Origin of the sequence: Amycolatopsis thermalba (assembly GCF_023376025.1) — a bacterium.
Lineage (GTDB): Bacteria > Actinomycetota > Actinomycetes > Mycobacteriales > Pseudonocardiaceae > Amycolatopsis_E > Amycolatopsis_E thermalba.
The window spans coordinates 3840688-3857020 of sequence record NZ_CP091196.1; the positions used below are offsets into that span (position 1 = coordinate 3840688).

The 16333-nt window shown below is 72.6% G+C and carries 18 protein-coding genes; 12 read left to right on the forward strand and 6 right to left on the reverse strand.

The window, feature by feature from the left end; translation table 11 throughout:
- The first annotated feature begins 123 nt into the window (after positions 1 to 123).
- Both L1857_RS18510 and L1857_RS18515 read left to right on the forward strand, forming a co-directional pair.
- Positions 124 to 678 (forward strand): nuclear transport factor 2 family protein, encoded by a 555-nt coding sequence (locus L1857_RS18510; protein ID WP_094005397.1) that lies wholly within the window; start codon positions 124 to 126, stop codon positions 676 to 678.
- The gene (locus tag L1857_RS18515) at positions 675 to 1289 is read left to right on the forward strand and encodes a response regulator transcription factor (RefSeq protein WP_116110107.1); all 615 of its coding nucleotides are present in this window, start codon (positions 675 to 677) and stop codon (positions 1287 to 1289) included. Before L1857_RS18510 ends, L1857_RS18515 begins: the two co-directional genes overlap by 4 nt.
- Before the next feature lie 68 nt (positions 1290 to 1357).
- Here L1857_RS18515 and L1857_RS18520 read toward each other — a convergent pair whose 3' ends face one another.
- From L1857_RS18520 to L1857_RS18535, 4 genes are all read right to left on the reverse strand, one after another.
- Positions 1358 to 2581, reverse strand: a complete 1224-nt coding sequence (locus L1857_RS18520) for an amidase family protein (RefSeq protein ID WP_116110106.1) — start codon at positions 2579 to 2581, stop codon at positions 1358 to 1360.
- Complete coding sequence (locus L1857_RS18525) at positions 2578 to 2835, reverse strand: hypothetical protein (RefSeq protein ID WP_094005400.1); 258 nt, start codon at positions 2833 to 2835, stop codon at positions 2578 to 2580. The genes L1857_RS18520 and L1857_RS18525 overlap by 4 nt, the downstream gene beginning before the upstream one ends.
- A 10-nt stretch (positions 2836 to 2845) precedes the next feature.
- Positions 2846 to 3352, reverse strand: coding sequence for a flavin reductase (locus L1857_RS18530; RefSeq protein ID WP_094005401.1), 507 nt, complete (start codon positions 3350 to 3352; stop codon positions 2846 to 2848).
- A gap of 94 nt (positions 3353 to 3446) precedes the next feature.
- Positions 3447 to 4943, reverse strand: a complete 1497-nt coding sequence (locus tag L1857_RS18535; protein ID WP_116110105.1) for an ATP-binding protein — start codon at positions 4941 to 4943, stop codon at positions 3447 to 3449.
- A 134-nt stretch (positions 4944 to 5077) separates the two neighbouring features.
- On the opposite strand from L1857_RS18535, the gene L1857_RS18540 reads away from it, so the two are divergent.
- The 6 genes from L1857_RS18540 to L1857_RS18565 are packed head-to-tail and all read left to right on the forward strand — an operon-like array spanning position 5078 to position 10077.
- Positions 5078 to 6211, forward strand: coding sequence for an acyl-CoA dehydrogenase family protein (locus L1857_RS18540; RefSeq protein ID WP_249465745.1), 1134 nt, complete (start codon positions 5078 to 5080; stop codon positions 6209 to 6211).
- Between the two features lie 22 nt (positions 6212 to 6233).
- Positions 6234 to 6614, forward strand: a complete 381-nt coding sequence (locus L1857_RS18545) for a hypothetical protein (RefSeq protein WP_116110103.1) — start codon at positions 6234 to 6236, stop codon at positions 6612 to 6614.
- 12 nt (positions 6615 to 6626) lie between these two features.
- Positions 6627 to 7904, forward strand: a complete 1278-nt coding sequence (locus L1857_RS18550) for an aromatic ring-hydroxylating oxygenase subunit alpha (RefSeq protein ID WP_116110102.1) — start codon at positions 6627 to 6629, stop codon at positions 7902 to 7904.
- Positions 7897 to 8397 (forward strand): aromatic-ring-hydroxylating dioxygenase subunit beta, encoded by a 501-nt coding sequence (locus L1857_RS18555; RefSeq protein WP_116110101.1) that lies wholly within the window; start codon positions 7897 to 7899, stop codon positions 8395 to 8397. The genes L1857_RS18550 and L1857_RS18555 overlap by 8 nt, the downstream gene beginning before the upstream one ends.
- Positions 8394 to 9119 (forward strand): SDR family NAD(P)-dependent oxidoreductase, encoded by a 726-nt coding sequence (locus tag L1857_RS18560; RefSeq protein ID WP_094005407.1) that lies wholly within the window; start codon positions 8394 to 8396, stop codon positions 9117 to 9119. The genes L1857_RS18555 and L1857_RS18560 overlap by 4 nt, the downstream gene beginning before the upstream one ends.
- A 16-nt stretch (positions 9120 to 9135) precedes the next feature.
- Positions 9136 to 10077 (forward strand): PDR/VanB family oxidoreductase, encoded by a 942-nt coding sequence (locus tag L1857_RS18565; protein ID WP_116110100.1) that lies wholly within the window; start codon positions 9136 to 9138, stop codon positions 10075 to 10077.
- A 52-nt stretch (positions 10078 to 10129) separates the two neighbouring features.
- Here L1857_RS18565 and L1857_RS18570 read toward each other — a convergent pair whose 3' ends face one another.
- A complete protein-coding gene (locus L1857_RS18570; protein ID WP_094005409.1) occupies positions 10130 to 11116 on the reverse strand; it encodes a transketolase family protein in 987 nt (328 codons plus the stop codon).
- Complete coding sequence (locus L1857_RS18575) at positions 11113 to 11976, reverse strand: transketolase (protein WP_094005410.1); 864 nt, start codon at positions 11974 to 11976, stop codon at positions 11113 to 11115. Before L1857_RS18575 ends, L1857_RS18570 begins: the two co-directional genes overlap by 4 nt.
- Positions 11977 to 12069: 93 nt before the next feature.
- Between L1857_RS18575 and L1857_RS18580 the strand changes: the two genes are divergently transcribed.
- The 4 genes from L1857_RS18580 (at position 12070) to L1857_RS18595 (ending at position 16331) form a co-directional block, all read left to right on the forward strand.
- On the forward strand, positions 12070 to 12861 hold the full coding sequence (locus L1857_RS18580; protein ID WP_094005411.1) for an IclR family transcriptional regulator: 792 nt from the start codon (positions 12070 to 12072) through the stop codon (positions 12859 to 12861).
- 125 nt (positions 12862 to 12986) lie between these two features.
- Positions 12987 to 13778 carry an SDR family NAD(P)-dependent oxidoreductase gene (locus tag L1857_RS18585; protein ID WP_094005412.1) on the forward strand — a complete coding sequence of 264 codons (792 nt, stop codon included), beginning with the start codon at positions 12987 to 12989 and terminating at the stop codon, positions 13776 to 13778.
- Between the two features lie 47 nt (positions 13779 to 13825).
- Complete coding sequence (locus tag L1857_RS18590; RefSeq protein ID WP_094005413.1) at positions 13826 to 14782, forward strand: substrate-binding domain-containing protein; 957 nt, start codon at positions 13826 to 13828, stop codon at positions 14780 to 14782.
- Position 14783: 1 nt separating this feature from the next.
- A complete protein-coding gene (locus tag L1857_RS18595; RefSeq protein ID WP_116110099.1) occupies positions 14784 to 16331 on the forward strand; it encodes a sugar ABC transporter ATP-binding protein in 1548 nt (515 codons plus the stop codon).
- The last annotated feature ends 2 nt before the right edge of the window (positions 16332 to 16333 follow it).

Below are 16333 nucleotides of genomic sequence, written 5' to 3' on the forward strand. Positions count from 1 at the left end.
CGTGCCTCCCAGTCGCAAATCCCGCAGCCGCGTAGGGAAAACCCGTAGCACGCTTGACAAGGTTCGCGCCGGTGACAGATGGTGTGCGGCATCGTGCCTCCCGCTCGGAGAAGGAGAATCTCGTTGACCGACACCGCTCTCGAAGCACTCGCCCGGCGGGTCGACGTTCTCGAGGCCGAAGCCGACATCCGCCGGCTACAAGCTCGTTACCTGTTCCTGTGCGACACGCCGCTGCCCGAGTACGGGGTCACCGGCGACGCGGAGCGCATCGAGCTGATCCTCCAGCTCTACACCGAGGACGCGGTGTGGGAGGGCGTCGGCGAGTACTACGACGGCCAGTTCGGGCGGGCCGAGGGCAAGCAGGCCATCCGGGAGCACTTCGCGCGGTTCTGGGGCGAAAAGCGGGACCCGGCGCTGGTGCTCAACGCGCACTACCTGACGTCGGAGCAGATCCACGTGCACGGCGACACCGCCGACGGGCAGTGGATCCACATGCAGCCGTGGCTGTTCTCCGACGGGTCGGCGCTGCTGCGGTCCAGCCGGCTCAACAACGCCTTCCGCCGGGACGGCGGGGTCTGGCGGATCACCCGCACCCGCACCGAGAACGTGTTCGTGGCGCCGCTGCCGGACCGCTTCGCCAGCGACCACCCGTCGGCGTCGGTGCTGCTGAAGCCATGACGGGCGAAGCGGTGGTGCACATCGTCGACGACGACGAGGGGCTGCGGCAGTCGCTGGCGTTCCTGCTGGAGAGCGTGGGGATCCAGGCGCTGACCTACCCGGACGCGCCGGCGTTCCTGGCCGAGTTCGACCCGGACGAGCCGGCGGTGGTGATCGTCGACGTGCGGATGCCCGGCATGAGCGGGTTCCAGCTGCAGGAGGAGCTGACCGCGCGCGGCTACCCGGCGCCGGTCGTATTCTGCTCGGCGCACGGCGACATCCCGATGTCGGTGCGCGCGCTCACCCGCGGCGCGGTGGACTTCCTGGAGAAACCCTACGAACCGCAGCGGATCCTGGAGGTGGTGCAGCGCCAGCAGCAGCACGCGTGCCGCCGCTTCGCCCGCGACGCCGCGCGCCGGGCCGTGCAGCAGCGCCTGAGGCAGCTGACCCAGCGGGAACGCGAGGTCCTGCGGCTGGTGGTGGAAGGGGTGTCCAGCCAGATGGCGGCCAACCGCCTGGGCACGAGCGTGAAGACGATCGACGTGCACCGGGCCCGCATCAAGGCGAAGACCGGCGCGGAGAGCCTGGGCGCCCTGGTGCACGACATCCTCACACACCGGGTGACGGTGTAGAACGCATCCGAGCGGCGCGTTGCACCCGGGCGACGGGTGGTCGGCCGCGCAAGCCGCCCGGGTGAGCCTCACCCCGCCAGGGTGCGTTCCACCCAGCAGCCCGTCGCCAGCAGTGCCGTTTCCTCGCGTGCTCGGCCGATCAGCTGCAGCCCCAGCGGCAAGCCGTCCGCCGTGGACAGGCCGGGCACCGCCAGCTGCGGGGCGCCCAGTGCCTGCCACGGGCGGCTGAGCACCGGGTCACCCGTCGCGGCCAGGCCGGCCGGTGCGGGGCCCGGTGCGGCGGGGCCCAGGATCGCGTCGCAGGACCTCAGCAGCTTCGCCACCGTCCCGGCGGCTGATCGCACGACCTCCTGCGCCCGCCGGTACTCCGCCTCCGGGGTGCGGGCGCCCGTCCGCAGCAGGTTCGCCAGGGGTGCGCTCAACTCCGGCGCCCGCGCCAGCTCGGCCGCCCGCTCCCGGGCCGCCTCGTAGGCCATCACCACCGGGTGCGCGGCCGTCACCTCCGCGATCAGCCGCTCCTCCGGGAACGCCTCGACCACCGCCCCGGCCGCGACCAGGCGATCACGCGCGGCGGTGAGCGCCTCCCGCATCGCGGGGCCGGCCGTGCCGGTCCACAGCAGCAGCCGCGGCGGAACCGGCGGCGCCGCAGCCGCGTCCGGCTCGCCCGTCAGCGCCGAGAACGCCAGCGCGAGATCCGCCACCCCGGCCGTGTAGAAGCCGTGGCTGTCCAGGCTCGGGCTCAGCCCGGTCACCCCGTCGACCGGGAACCGGCCGTGGCTGAGCACCAGCGCCGCGACCCCGCAGAACGCGGCGGGCCGGATCACCGACCCCGCGGTCTGCGACCCCAGCGCCAGCGGCACCTGACCCGAGGCGACCGCGGCCGCGGACCCGCTGGACGACCCGCCCGGCGTGTGGCCCGGCGCGCTCGGGTTGTCCGTCGGGCCGGGGGAGAAGAACGCGAACTCGGTGGTGACGGTCTTGCCGACCGGCACCGCCCCCGCCCGCCGCCACGCGGTGACGATCGCCGCGTCCGCCCGGGCCGGCGGGGCGCCGGCGCGCAGCGGGGAACCGCACCGCGTGGGCAGGCCGGCGACGTCGATGATGTCCTTCACCCCGAGCGGCACCCCGCCGAGCGGACCGGACACGACGGGCTCCGGCGCCTCCGCGAACTCCACCCAGGCCCGCAGCCTCGGCTCGGTTTCCGCGATGCGTTCCCGCGACCGCCGCAGCGCCCCGTCCACCGGGCCGGTCACGAGTTCACGCAGCGACCACGGCGCGCGCAGCGGGTTCACGCGTCCTCCCAGGCGGCCTCGGCGACCCAGAAGTCCATGCCGCTCTCGCTCACCCCGTGCCGCCACTCCGAGATCCGCCGCAGCGTCGGCTCGACCTTCGCGGTGACGGCGTCGGCCGCCTCCGGGCCGTCCTCGGGCACCTGCCAGTGCACCCAGCTCAGCTCGCGGCCCTGCGCGTCGTGGACGAACAGGTCCACGTGCCGCCAGCCGTAGCCGTGCGTGTCGGTGTAGCAGGTCAACGTCATCCGTTCCATGCGCGCTCTCCTAGGCGGCCGTGGTGCCGAGGCTGTGGAACCGGCGCCGGAAGTACACCAGCGCCGCCGGATCGTCCCCGGTCAGCACGGTGTCGACCTCGACGAACAGCACTGAGTGCGACCCCGACGCCTGCTCGCCCACGATGGTGCCGATCACCGACGCGCACGCCCCGGCGAGCACCGGGACCCCGTGCGTGTCCAGATCCCACCGCCCGTCGGTGAACCGCTCGGCGGTGGGCACCCCGGTGGCGCCGGCGAAGTGCAGCGCCAGGTCCTCCTGGCCGGCGCCGAGCACGTTCACCGCCAGCCGGCCGTTGCCGAGCAGCACGTCGTGCGAACGGGCGGTGCGGTTGACGCAGACCAGCACGGTGGGCGGCGAGTCCGTCACCGAACAGGCCGCGCTCACGGTCAGGCCGGCGCGGCCGCGGGGGCCGTCGGTGGTGATGACGGTGACCGCCGCCGAGAGGGTGGCCATCGCGGCGCGGAACTCGGTCTGCCGCCGGGTCAGCTCGGGCACGATTCCTCCAAACGATCGCCGGACAGCTCGACCGTACGCGCGCGCCGGGGCGGGCGGGAATTGCGACTTCTTCCCGCCCCGGTAAGGGTTTCCCTTACTCACCGTGGAGTTCCGCGAGGGGCAGCGCGAACCCGAACCGGGACCCGCCACCGTCACGCGGCTCGGCCCAGATGCGGCCGTGCTGGCGCGTGATGATCCGGTGCGACAGCGCCAGGCCGATCCCGCTGCCGTGCTCCTTGGAGGTGAACGACTCGGCGAACGGGTCGCGCGGCAGGCCACGTCCCCGGTCCTCGACCGTCAGCACGCCCTCGCCGCCCTCGGCGCGCGTGGTCAGCACGATCTCGCGGCGCTCCGGATCACAGGCCGCGACCTCGTCGATGGCGTTGAAGCAGAAGTTGAGCACCACCTGCCCGGTCAGCACCCGTTCGCACCGCACCGGCACCGGGCCCGGGTGCTCGCGCACCACCACCGCCACCCCCGCCGCGTCGGCGCGCAGCCGCACGAAGTACAGGCACTCGGCGACGATGTCGCCGAGGTCGGCCACCTGCCGCACGTGTTCCAGGTGCCCGACGAACGCGCGCAGGGCGGCGACGATGGCGCTCGCCCGGTCGATCTGCCGGACCGCGCTGTCGATGCCGAAGGTCACGTGCTTGGCCGCGGCCTCGCCGGCGGCCGCCAGCGAGGCGGCGTGGCGGGCGGCGCCACCCAGGAAGTTGCCCGCCGCCGCGAGCGGCTGGCCCAGCTCGTGCGCGATCGCCATCGCCATGTCGCCCATCGCGTGGTAGCGGGCCAGGTAGTTCTCCTGCTGCAGCTCGCGTTCCCGGCGCAGATCGGCCCGCACGCGCCCGGACACGTCGTGCAGGATCATCAGCAACGCGTCCCCGCCGGTCTCCTGGAGCCGTTCCAGGCTGCCCTCCAGCCACACCGGCTCCTCCGCGGCGGTGACCGCGAGCTGCACCGTGGTCACCGGATCGGCCCGGTCCAGGACCTCCGGCCAGGACACCGGGCGCCCGGCGAGCCGCAGCGTGCCGTAGCGCTCCAGCGGGCCGAGCGGCTGCCCGCTGTCCGCGCCGATCACCTCCAGTGCCGTGTCGGTGGCGAACCGGAGCACCCCGGCGCGGTCCAGCATCAGCGCGATCGTCGAGGTGCGGTGCGCCAGCGCGTCCATGTAGGACGCGGTGCGCCGCAGCTCCTGCTCGACCTCCTGCTCGCGCTCGATGTCGCGGAACTGCACCATGACCGCGGTGCCCTGCGCGAGTTCCACGCGGATCGCGATCGCCTCGGTCGGGATCACCCGGCCGGTGCGCGACCGGTAGTGCCACTCGATGCTGTTGGTGCCCTTCTCGACCGCCTCCTGCAGCCACGCCCGGCCGATCACGCGGTCGTACTGGCGGGCCGTGCTGCTCATGTGGTGCGCCTTGAGCGGCCGCAGCTCGGCCACGCTCCACTCGAGCATCTCGCACGCGGCGGGGTTGGCCCACAGGATGTTCTTCGTCGCGGCGTCGTGCACGAGCACGCACATGCGGCTGGCGTTGAGCATCGCCACGAAGTCCTGGGTGACCAGTTCGGGCGCGCGGGGATCCACCTGCATCCCGCCAGCGTAGGCCGGGCGCGCCGGCGTCGCGCTGAAGGAATCCCCTACCCGGGGCCGGAGAACCACCAATTCCGCGCGGTGTCCCCGGCTGCCTACCGTCGGGAGGCAACCTGCGACGAGGAGGAGGCGCGATGGTGCACACCCCGGAGGGCGTCGGGTTCGGCGACGTCCTCGCCGAGCTCGCCCGGCGGCGGCAGGAGTTCCGCGAGCAGCGCTACGTGCCGAAGGACTTCATCGACCGGCTCAAGCGCATCGGCATCTACCGCGCGGCGACGCCGAGCAAGTTCGGCGGGCAGCCGCTGCCGCCTGCCGAGTTCTGCCAAGCCGTCGAACGGATTTCGGTGGTGGACGGCTCGGCCGGCTGGGTCGCCAGCTTCGGCTCCGCCCAGATCTACCTGGCCGCGCTGCCGCTGGAAACCCAGGCCGAGCTGTACCGCGACGGCCCGGACGTGGCGTTCGCGGGCGCGTTGTTCCCGATGCAGCGCGCCGCGGCCACCGAACGCGGCTACCTGGTCGACGGGCACTGGAAGTTCGCCAGCGGCTGCATGGGCGCCGACGTCATCGGGGTCGGCCTGCCCGGTGACGACGACTCCGGCGGCAAGCCCCGCACCGCCGTGCTGCGGCCGGACCAGGCCGAGATCGTCCAGGACTGGGACGTGGTGGGCATGCGGGCCACCGGCTCGTTCGACATCGTCGTGCGCGGGGTCGAAGTGCCGCGCGAATGGACGTTCATCCGCGGCGGCGCGCCGACCGTGGACGAGCCGCTCTACCACTACCCGACGATCGCCTACGCCTCCCAGGTCCTCGCCGTGGTCGGCGCGGGCGTGGCCCGTGCGGCGCTGGACCACGCCCGGCAGGCCGGCGGCGGCTACACCGGCGTCACCGGCGCCCCGAAACTCGCCGACCGGGCCTACTACCGCACCGAGGTCGCCCGCGCCGAGGCGGAGCTGAGCTCGGCCCGCGCCTGGTTCTACGACCTCAGCGACCAGGTGTGGCAGCACGTGCTGCGCGGCGACACCGCCACCGACGAGCACAACGCCCGGCTGCGGCTGGCCTCGGCGCACCTGGCGCGGGTGTCCTCGCAGGTGGTGGACCGGCTCGTGGAGATCTCCGGCACCGCCCCGATCTACACCGCCCACCCGTTGCGCGACCTGGCCGGTGACGCGCTCGTGCCCAAGCAGCACGCCTTCCTCGGCCCGGCCATCTTCGACTCCGCCGGCGCCGTCCTGATGGGACTGGCGCCCACCAGCCCCGGTTTCCGCTGACCCCCCGACGAGGAGGACCGAGATGAGCGCACCCCCGCTGCGCGTGCTGTTCTGCATCGGCATCAACCAGAACTTCTTCGACCTGCCTGCCGGCGGCATCACTCCGGGCCACGTGTGGCAGGCGTTCGTGTCCATGATGGACGGCATCAAGGCGTTGCCCGGCGTGGACTTCATCGGCGACATCGACGACGACTCGCACATGGTCGGACCCTCCGACGGATGGCCGTGGACCGCCTACATCCTGGCCGATGTGGACACCGCCGAGACCGTCAAGGCCGCCTGCAACCTGTTCCGCACCACCCCGGTGGGCGACGGCGGCGCGAAGCTGTGGCGCTTCGCCAAAGTCGAAGCCCGCATCGGCCGCGCGCTCACCGTGCGCGACGACGTCGAGCTGCCCGGCTGAGGAGAGGACACCATGACCGACGACATCTTCGCCGAGGCGCCCGCGGACCTCGTCCGGCCGGACCGGGTCGCCGGCCGCCTCTACACCGACCCGGAGATCTTCGAGCAGGAGATGACGAAGATCTTCGAGCGCACCTGGGTGTGGGTGGCGCACGACAGCGAGCTGCCCAGGCCCGGCACCTTCAAGTCCACCTACGTGGGCCGCCAGCCGGTCATCGTCTCGCGCGACCGCAAGGGCACCCTGCACACGCTGCTCAACCGCTGCCGCCACCGCGGCGCCAGCCTCTGCGAGAAGCCGCGCGGGCAGGCCAACGGCTTCACCTGCCCCTACCACGCGTGGTCCTACGGCCTGGACGGCACGCTGCGCGGCATCCCCTACCCGGACGGGTACGAGGGCGTGGTGGACAAGAAGGACCTGTCGCTGCGCAAGCTGCGCACGGAGTCCTACGGCGGCATGGTCTTCGCGACGTTCGACCACGACATCGAGCCGCTGGAAGACTTCCTCGGCGACGCGAAGCTGTGGCTGGACCGGTTCATGAAGCAGGGCGGCGGCTACCCGGTCAAGGTGCTGGGCCGCCACCAGTTCCGGTTCCGCGGCAACTGGAAGATCCAGCTGGAGAACACCACCGACGGCTACCACTTCCCGATCGTGCACCGGTCGTGGATGGCGTCGGTGGACGCCGAGACCGCCGACATGATGTCGTTCATGACCGATCCGGCGGCGATCACGCACGCGCTGGGCAACGGTCACAGCGTCATGCAGATGGTGCCCGAGCACTCCGACCTCGACGCCGACGACGGCACCGAACCGCTGCAGGCGCGCTTCGGCCACGTCGTGGCCGAACTGTCGAAGACCCTCGACGACGCGCAGGTGCGCAAGCTGGTGCGCGCCATGCACGGCACCGGGTTCAACCTCAACCTGTTCCCGAACGTGTCGATGTCGGCGGCGTTCTTCCGCGTCCTGCGGCCGGTCTCGGTCGACGAGACGATCATCGAGCACATCGCGATCGGCCCGGACGGCCCGCCCGAGCTCGACGTCGTCAACCGCGAGCGGCTGCGCATCCACGAGCACTTCCAGGGCCCGTTCGGGTTCGGCACCCCGGACGACGCCGAGGGCTGGGACCGGGTGCAGCGTGGCGCCCAGGCGGCACCGGGCATGCCGATCCTGGTCAACCGCGGCCTCGGCCGGGAGAAGGCCGACGAGCACGGCTGGCCGACCTCCCACGTGACCGACGAGACCGGCATGCGCGCCGCGTACTCCCAGTGGAAGCAGATGATGAGCGATGACTGAGGCGACGATCATCCCGGCGGCCGACGCGCGCGTCACGCGCGCGATCGAGCTGATCTGGCGCGAAGCGGAACTGCTCGACCGCAAGGACTACCTGGTGTGGCAGGAGCTCTACACCGATGACGCCTACTACGTCGTCCCGATCGACCCGGACACCGAGGACTTCGCCGGCTCGCTCAACATGATCTACGACGACGCGCGCATGCGGCAGGCGCGCGTGGCCCGGATGACCGAGGGCTACGCGATCGCCGCGGTCGACGCCGCCCGGACCGTGCGCACCGTGTCCCGGTTCGTGCCGGAATCCTTGTCGGACAGCGAAGTCGTGCTGCGGTCGGCGCAGGTGCTGATCGCGTACAAGCGCGGACGGCACGACATCTGGGCCGCCGACGTGCGCCACCGCATCCGGCTGTCCGAGTCCGGCGACCGGATCGCGGAGAAGGTCGTGCGTCTGGTCGACAGCGAGGACGCCGTGCCCGCCGCGGGATTCCTGCTGTGAGCGCGCAGACCGCCGTGGTCACCGGTGGTGCCCACGGCCTCGGCGAGGCGATCGTGCGGCGCCTGCGCGCCGAGGGCTACCGCGTCGCCATCGCCGACCTCGACGGCACCGCCGCCGAGGCGCTGGCGAAGGAACTCGGCGAGGCCAAGGGGTACGCGGCCGACGTCGCCGACCGCGCGGCCCTGGAGGGGCTGCTCTCGGCGGTGCTGGCGGATTTCGGGTCGGTGCACGTGCTGGTCAACAACGCCGCCCGCACCCAGGCGAAGAAGCTGATGGACATCACGGCCGAGGAGCTGGACGCGGTTCTGAAGGTCAACCTGGGCGGCACGTTCAGCGCCTGCCAGATCTTCGGCGCGCACTTCGCCGCGCAGGGCTACGGGCGGATCGTGAACATGGCCTCGCTGGCCGGGCAGAACGGCGGCACCGCGACCGGCGGGCACTACGCGTCGTCCAAGGGCGCGATCCTGGCCGCCACCAAGGTGTTCGCCCGTGAACTGGCACCGCACGGCGTGACGGTCAACGCGGTGTCGCCCGGACCGCAGGACAGCCCGATGGTCCGGTCCATAGTGGACGATCTGGACGGGTTCGTGCGGACCATCCCGGTGGGCCGGCTCGGCGACCCGGCGTTCGTCGCGCGCATGGTCGCCCTGCTCGCCGCACCCGAAGCCGCCTCGGTCACCGGCGCCTGCTGGGACGCCAACGGCGGGCTGTACCTGCGCTGACCCCGAGGGAGGGACGATGACGACAACCGTGGTCCGCGTCGCGGAGGTCACCGAGGAGGCCACCGGGATCCGCAGCCTGCGCCTGGTCCGCGACGACGGCGCCCCGCTCGGGCCGTACGAGGCCGGCGCGCACGTCGACGTCACCGGCCCGACCGGTCTGGTGCGCCAGTACTCGCTGTGCTCGCCGCCGCACGAGACTTCGTCGCTGCTGATCGCGGTGAAGAAGGAGGCCGGCTCGCGCGGCGGCTCGGAAGCCCTGCACACCGTCGAGGTGGGCGACACGCTGCAGATCGGCGAACCCCGCAACCTGCTGCGGATCGCCGACGCCGACCGCCACGTGCTGGTGGCCGGCGGCGTCGGCGTGACCCCGCTGCTGAGCCTGGCCTACGAGCTGGACCGCCGCGGCGCGGAGTTCGAGCTGCACTACTTCGCGCGGTCCCGGGAGCAGGCCGCGTTCGCCGGGCTGGCGGAAACCGAGTTCGGGGCCCGGCTGCACTTCGGCGTCCCGCGAGCCGACCACCCCACCCTGCTCAAGGAGGTGGCCGCCGGCCTGGACCCGCGCGCCCACCTCTACACGTGCGGGCCCGAGGGGTTCATGGCGGAGGTCACCGCCGTGTTCGCGCCCGTCGTCGGCGAGGAGCACGTGCACGTCGAGCACTTCGTGGCCGCGGAGATCGACACCAGCGGAGACCGGCCGTTCACCGTCGAGCTGGACACCGGCGAGGTGTTCGAGGTGCCCGCGGGCAAGTCGATCCTGTCCGTGCTGGGCGAGAACGGCATCGACGTGTTCTCCTCGTGCGAGGAGGGGATCTGCGGCTCGTGCGTGTCCGGGGTGCTGGACGGCGTGCCGGAGCACCGGGACAACTGCCTGTCGGCGGCGGACCGCGCCGCCGGGGACCAGATGGCGCTGTGCGTCTCCCGCGCGAAGACGCCCCGGTTGAAGATCGAGCTGTACTGACCCGCTCGTGCCGGAGCAGCGGCAGTGGCGCCGCTGCTCCGGCACGGGCCGTTCAGCCCAGGGCGGCCCGTGCCGCGCGGGCGATTCCGTCCGCGTCGAGGCCGTAGTGCCGGTACAGGTGGGTCGGCGGCCCGATGAGGGCGTACTCGTCCCGGATCCCGTGCCGCACCACCCGGGCCGGCAGGCCCCCTTCGGCGACGACTTCGGCGACCGCGCCGCCGAGCCCGCCCAGAATGTTGTGCTCCTCGACGGTCAGGATCACGCCGGACCGGGCGGCCGCCCGCGCCACCGCGTCGGCGTCCAGCGGCTTGATCGTGTGCATGTCCAGCACGCCGGCCGAGATCCCCTCGGCCTCGAGCGCCGCCGCCGCGGCCAGCGCGGGGTGCACCATCGATCCGGTGGCGATGATCGTCAGATCGCTGCCCGCCGAATGCTCGATCGCCCGCCCGATAGTGAATTCCCGGTCGCCGCGGTCGTAGACGTCGGGATCCTGCCCGCGCCCGATCCGGAAGTAGATGGGTCCCGGCCAGGCGGTGGCCGCCCGCAGCGCGGACCGCAGCTGCGCCGCGTCCGCCGGGGCGATCACGGTCAGGCCCGCGATGCTGCGGGTGATGGCGAGGTCCTCGGTGGCGTGGTGGGACGTGCCGTAGTAGCCCAGCGTGATGCCGGCGTGGTGGCCGATCAGCCGGACCGGGAGCCGGGTGTAGGCCACGTCGGTGCGGATCTGCTCGCACGCGAGCAGGGCCAGGAACGAGGCGAAGGTGGCCACGTGCGGCTGCCAGCCGGTGGTGGCCAGGCCCGCGGCGGCCGACACCATGTGCTGCTCGGAGATGCCGAACTGCACGTAGCGGTCCGGGTGGCGGTCCTGGAAGCGGATGAGGCCGTTGGAGTACTTCAGGTCCGCGGTGCCTGCGAGGATCGGGTGTCCCTCGTCCACCAGATCGCCGAGGGTGTCGGCCAGCGCGTGCAGGCCGGGGGCGCGGTCGAGCAGCGTCAGCAGGTGCCAGGATTCGGGCTGCAGCCCGGGTGCGACGCTCATCGGCCCCTCCGCAGTTCCTCGATCGCGTTGCGCTCGTCCTGCTCGGCGAGCCAGCCCAGGTGCCAGCCGAACTCGGCCTCCATGTAGGAGATGCCCTTGCCCTTCACGGTGTCGGCGATGATCACCGCGGGAGCGGTGCGCGTGGTGTCCGCGACGACGTCGCGCAGGAGGCCGAGCAGCGCGGCCACGTCGTGGCCGTCGACCCGGTGGGCCTGCCAGCCGAAGGCGCGCCACTTGTCCTCGAGCGGCTCGATCCCGGTGACGGTGTCGATCCGGCCGTCCAGGGAGTGGTCGTTGCGGTCGACGATCGCGATCAGGTTCGACACCCGGTGGTGGGCCGCGCCGAGCGCCGCCTCCCAGATCTGGCCCTCGTGCAGCTCGCCGTCGCCGAGGAGGACGAAGACGTTCGAGTCGTAGCCCCGCATCCGGGTGCCCAGGGCGATGCCGGTGCCGGTGGAGAGCGCGTGGCCCAGCGATCCGCTGCTGAAGTCGATGCCGGGGATCCGGGTCATGTCGGGGTGATCGCCGAACGCGTTGCCCAGCCGGGTGTAGGAGTCCAGCTCGCGGGGGTCGAAGAACCCCCAGTCGGCCAGCAGCGGGTACAGCGTCGCCGCGGCGTGGCCCTTGCCGAACAGGAAGCGGTCCCGCTCGGGCCAGTCCGGCTCGCCGCGCTTCAGCCGCATGACGCCGTAGTAGAGCGTGGCGAGGATTTCCGCGCAGGAGAAGCCGGACGCGTAGTGGCCGGTCTTCGCGATGGAGATCAGCCGGACGGTTTCCAGGCGGGCGTGCAGCGCGCGCTCGCTGATGGTGTCGATGAGGTCCGCGAGCCCGGGCCGCGGATCGGGTTTGACGACTGTCATGAGACGGCAAAGTACCGCCTATCGGGCATGCTGTCCATAGAACGAGATTCCTTTCTGATGGTCGTCGTGTCCGCACAGCGGTAAGATTCCGAGGTGGCGAATGACGGAAGCGTGATGCTGGTGCGCAAGGTGGCGCAGGTGCTCGACCACCTCGCGCAGGGAGAGGCGACGGCGGCGGAGCTGGCCGAGGCGCTGGGGGAGCCGCGCAGCTCGGTCTACCGGCTGCTGTCCAGCCTGCAGGCCGAGGGCCTGGTGGAGCACGGATCCCGGCGCGGGCAGTTCCGCCTGGGGTTCAAGCTGCTCACCCTGGGCACCGCGGTGGTCGCGCGGTTCGACGAGCGCGAGTTCGCGCAACCGGTCCTGGAACGGCTGCACCACCTGACCGGGGAAACGGTCTTCCTGTGCGTCCGCCGGGGGGACGCCGCCGTGTGCATCGAACGGCTCGCCGGCAAGCGTGTGCAGTCGCTGGCCTTGCAGCTGGGCGGGTCGCTGCCGCTGCACGCGGGCGCGGCCTCCCGCGCGCTCCTGGCGTTCGCGCCGGAGACCGAATGGGAGGCCTACCTCGAGCGCAACGTGCCGTTGCCGCGCTTCACCGGGTCCACGCCCGCCGAGCCCGGCGCGCTGCGCAAGCTGCTGCGGCAGGCCCGGGAGGACGGGTTCGCGCTCAGCGACCAGGACGTGACGGTCGGCGTGGCGGCGATCGGGGTGCCGGTCGTGGACTACCGGGGTGAGGTCCGCGCCGCGGTGTCGATCAGCGGTGTGCGCGAGTCGATCCTCGGCGAGGACTTCCCCCGCTGGCGCGACCTGCTGCTCGACGCGGGGCAGGAAGTGTCGCGCGCGCTGGGGTCGGAACTCGCGGGCAAGAACATCGCGCGGTTCGACTGACGGCGCTCGCCCGGTCGCGCTCGACCTGAAATTCTCACCTACTAGACGAGTCGTCCTTTGTGTGAGAATGTGTCTCCCAACGCGGGGCGCTCCAGCCCCTGCCTGACGGCTGAGGGAGGCCAGTCATGGTCGACGGTGACCTGTCCGGTCGGGTCGTGGTCATCACCGGCGCGGGCGGCGGGATCGGGCTCGCCTGCGCCCGGCGCGTGCTGGACGCGGGCGCCCTGGTCGTGGGTGCCGACCTGGAGACCACGCGGCTCGAGGAACTCGCCGGCCCCGACCGGGTGCGGGCCGTGCGCGCCGACCTGCGTGCACCCGGCGCGGCGGAGGAGATGATCGCGGCCGCGCTGGAGGCGTTCGGGCGCGTCGACGTGCTGGTGAACAACGCCGGGGTCGCCCCGGTGCGGGACGGTTTCCTCGGCATCACCGACGACGACTGGGCCGCGACACTCGAGCTGAACCTCATGGGCTACGTCCGGGCGGCCCGCGCCGCGGTGGCGGTGATGCGCGACGCCGGCTCGGGCGTGCTCGTCCACATCGCCTCGGAAGCGGCTCGCATGCCCAACCCGCGGCTGCCGGACTACAGCGTGTCCAAGGCCGCTGTGCTGATGCTGTCCAAGGTGCTCGCCGCCGAGTTCGCGCCGTCCGGCATCCGGTCCAACGTGGTCTCCCCGGCATTCGTCCGGTCACCCATCTACGACCGTCCCGGTGGTCTCGCCGACAGCCTCGCCGAAGAGTTCGGAGTGGACCGCGAGACCGCGCTGCGGCGGTACGTCGAGCTCAACGGCATTCCGCTCGGGCGGCTCGGCACCGTCGGCGAGGTCGCCGAGATGGTGGCGTTCCTGGCCTCCGACCGCGCGGGTTTCGTGACCGGCGCGAACTTCTGCGTCGACGGCGGCGTGACCCCGGTCGTCTGACGATCCAGCCGATCCCTGCCCCTCCGCGAACAGACAAGGAATCAACGATGATCCATCGCATGCTGCCCTCGTGGCGGCCGCTGCGCCGCGCCGGCGCACTGGCCGCGGCCGGGCTCACGGTCCTCGCCGCACTCACCGGCTGTGCCGCCGGCGCCGGTTCCGGCGACGGCGGTCTCACCGTCGGCGTGACCCTCAACGCCGCGTCCAACCCGTTCTTCCTCGCCGAGGGCAAGGCGATCGAGGAGGCGGCCGGCCCCGGGGTGCGCGTCACCGTCCAGTACGCCAACGCCGATGTGGCGACCCAGAGCAACCAGATCGACGCGTTCATCCGCCAGCGCGTGGGTTCCATCGTGGTCGACGCGGTCGACTCGGACGGGATCGGGCCCGCGGTGCTGCGCGCCAAGCAGGCCGGCATCCCGGTGGTGGCCATCGACGTCGCCGCCGCGGGCGCCGACGCCACCGTCGCCAGCGACAACGTCCAGGCGGGCCGCGACGCGTGCGCCTACCTGGCCGAGCAGCTCGGCGGCCGGGCGAAGATCGCGATCGTGGACGGCTCGGCGGTCTCGGCCATCGCCGACCGCATGACCGGCTGCCGCCAGGCTCTCGCGCAGGCGCCCGGGATCGAGGTCGTCGCCACCCAGCGCGCCGACCTGACCCGGGACAAGAGCATGACCGTGGCGAGCAACATCCTCACGGCCCACCCCGACGTCGCCGGGTTCTTCGGCGTCAACGACCCGACCGCGATCGGCATCGCGCTCGCCGCGCAGCAGAAGGGCGCCCGCGTGAAGGTCGTCGGCGTGGACGGCGCCCGCCAGCTGACCGACCTGTTCGGCGAGGGCCTGATCATCGGCACCTCGGGGCAGGACCCGGCGAAGCTCGGACGCACCGGCCTCGACCTGGCCACCCGCCTCGCGCGCAAGGAGCAGGTGCCCTCCGCGCCGGTGCTGATCCCCACCGTGCTGGTCACGCCGCAGACCCTCGGCGCCTACCCGAGCTGGGGCTGACATGGCAGTCCACAACGACACAGCCGACACAGCCGACACAGCCGTGGTGCGGCTGGAGGACGTCACCAAGTCCTTCGCGGGCAACCCGGTGCTGCGCGGTGTCTCGCTCGGCCTGACCCCCGGCGAGGTGCACGTGCTGGCCGGGGAGAACGGGGCGGGCAAGTCCACGCTGATCAAGGTGCTGACCGGTATCCACGCCCCGGACAGCGGCCGCGTCCTGGTCGACGGCGTGCCGGTGACCTTCACCGGCCCCGGTGACGCCCGGCAGCGCGGGCTCACCGTGGTGCACCAGGAACTGAGCCTGGTGCCGGAGCTGACCGTGGCCGAGAACATCGTGCTCGGCCGGGAGCCGCGGCGGCGCGGCGGACGGTTCGACCGCCGCGCGGCCCGGGCACGGGCCACCGACGCGCTGGCCCGGGTCGGCGCGCCGCTCGATCCGGACGCCCGCGTGGCCGACCTGGGCACCGGGCAGCAGCAGCTGGTCGAGATCGCCCGCGCCCTCGCCGACCACCCGCGCGTACTGGTGCTCGACGAGCCCACCGCCGCGCTGTCCGACGAGGAGGCCAACGCGCTGCTGGGAATCGTCGCGGAACTGCGCGACGCCGGCCTCGGCCTGCTCTACATCAGCCACCGGATGGCCGAGATCGACCGGATCGCCGACCGCGTCACGGTCCTGCGCGACGGCCGGGTGGCCGACACCATGTCCCGCGCCGGGATGAGCGAGGACCGGATCGTGACCTCGATGGTCGGGCGGCCCGTCGCGAACCTCTACCAGCACGGTGAGCGGCGCCCGTCGGCGGAGGTGCGGCTGCGGGTGGAGCGGATCAGATCGCGGGACGTGCGGGAGTGCTCGTTCCAGGTGCGGGCCGGTGAAGTGGTCGGGCTCGCCGGCATCGTCGGCGCCGGCCGCAGCGAGCTGTGCCGCCTGATCGCCGGGTTCGACCGCGGCGACGGAGGCGTCGTCACCGTGGACGGCCGGCCGGTCGACACCCGGCGGCCCGCGTCCGCCGCGGCCGCGGGCATCGTGATGCTGCCGGAGAGCCGCAAGAGCCAGGGCCTGTTCCCGGCGATGTCGGTGGCGGACAACGTGTGCGCCGGCACCCGCCTGGGCCGGCGCCCGCTGGGCCGGACCTCGGCGGGCGCACGCAGGTCCGCCGCGCGCGCCTACGCCGACCGGATGCGGATCAAGGCGGCCGGCCTGGACCAGCGCGTCGCCGAACTGTCCGGCGGCAACCAGCAGAAGGTCCTGCTCGCCCGGTGCCTGGCGCGCCGCCCCGCGGTGCTCATCCTCGACGAGCCCACCCGCGGCGTCGACATCGGCGCCAAGGCCGACATCTACGCCCTCGTCAACGAAGTCGCCGCGCGCGGCGTCGCCGTCGTGCTCATCTCCTCCGAACTGCCCGAGGTCCTCGGCCTCGCCGACCGCGTCCTGGTGATGAGCGGACGGTCGATCGTCGCCGAGCTGTCCGGCGCGGCGATGACGGAGGAAGAGGTCATCCGGCACGCGACCGGCCCGGCCGACGCGGCCGCCGAACTCACCCGGAGGTGATC

Excerpts from the sequence above, each read along its gene's own strand:
- L1857_RS18515 (WP_116110107.1), top strand. The coding sequence starts at position 675 with ATGACGGGCGAAGCGGTGGTGCACATCGTCGACGACGACGAGGGGCTG.
- L1857_RS18525 (WP_094005400.1), bottom strand. The coding sequence starts at position 2,835 with ATGGAACGGATGACGTTGACCTGCTACACCGACACGCACGGCTACGGC.
- L1857_RS18535 (WP_116110105.1), bottom strand. The coding sequence starts at position 4,943 with ATGCAGGTGGATCCCCGCGCGCCCGAACTGGTCACCCAGGACTTCGTG.
- L1857_RS18540 (WP_249465745.1), top strand. The coding sequence starts at position 5,078 with ATGGTGCACACCCCGGAGGGCGTCGGGTTCGGCGACGTCCTCGCCGAG.
- L1857_RS18545 (WP_116110103.1), top strand. The coding sequence starts at position 6,234 with ATGAGCGCACCCCCGCTGCGCGTGCTGTTCTGCATCGGCATCAACCAG.
- L1857_RS18550 (WP_116110102.1), top strand. The coding sequence starts at position 6,627 with ATGACCGACGACATCTTCGCCGAGGCGCCCGCGGACCTCGTCCGGCCG.
- L1857_RS18555 (WP_116110101.1), top strand. The coding sequence starts at position 7,897 with ATGACTGAGGCGACGATCATCCCGGCGGCCGACGCGCGCGTCACGCGC.
- L1857_RS18565 (WP_116110100.1), top strand. The coding sequence starts at position 9,136 with ATGACGACAACCGTGGTCCGCGTCGCGGAGGTCACCGAGGAGGCCACC.
- L1857_RS18570 (WP_094005409.1), bottom strand. The coding sequence starts at position 11,116 with ATGAGCGTCGCACCCGGGCTGCAGCCCGAATCCTGGCACCTGCTGACG.
- L1857_RS18575 (WP_094005410.1), bottom strand. The coding sequence starts at position 11,976 with ATGACAGTCGTCAAACCCGATCCGCGGCCCGGGCTCGCGGACCTCATC.
- L1857_RS18585 (WP_094005412.1), top strand. The coding sequence starts at position 12,987 with ATGGTCGACGGTGACCTGTCCGGTCGGGTCGTGGTCATCACCGGCGCG.
- L1857_RS18590 (WP_094005413.1), top strand. The coding sequence starts at position 13,826 with ATGATCCATCGCATGCTGCCCTCGTGGCGGCCGCTGCGCCGCGCCGGC.
- L1857_RS18595 (WP_116110099.1), top strand. The coding sequence starts at position 14,784 with ATGGCAGTCCACAACGACACAGCCGACACAGCCGACACAGCCGTGGTG.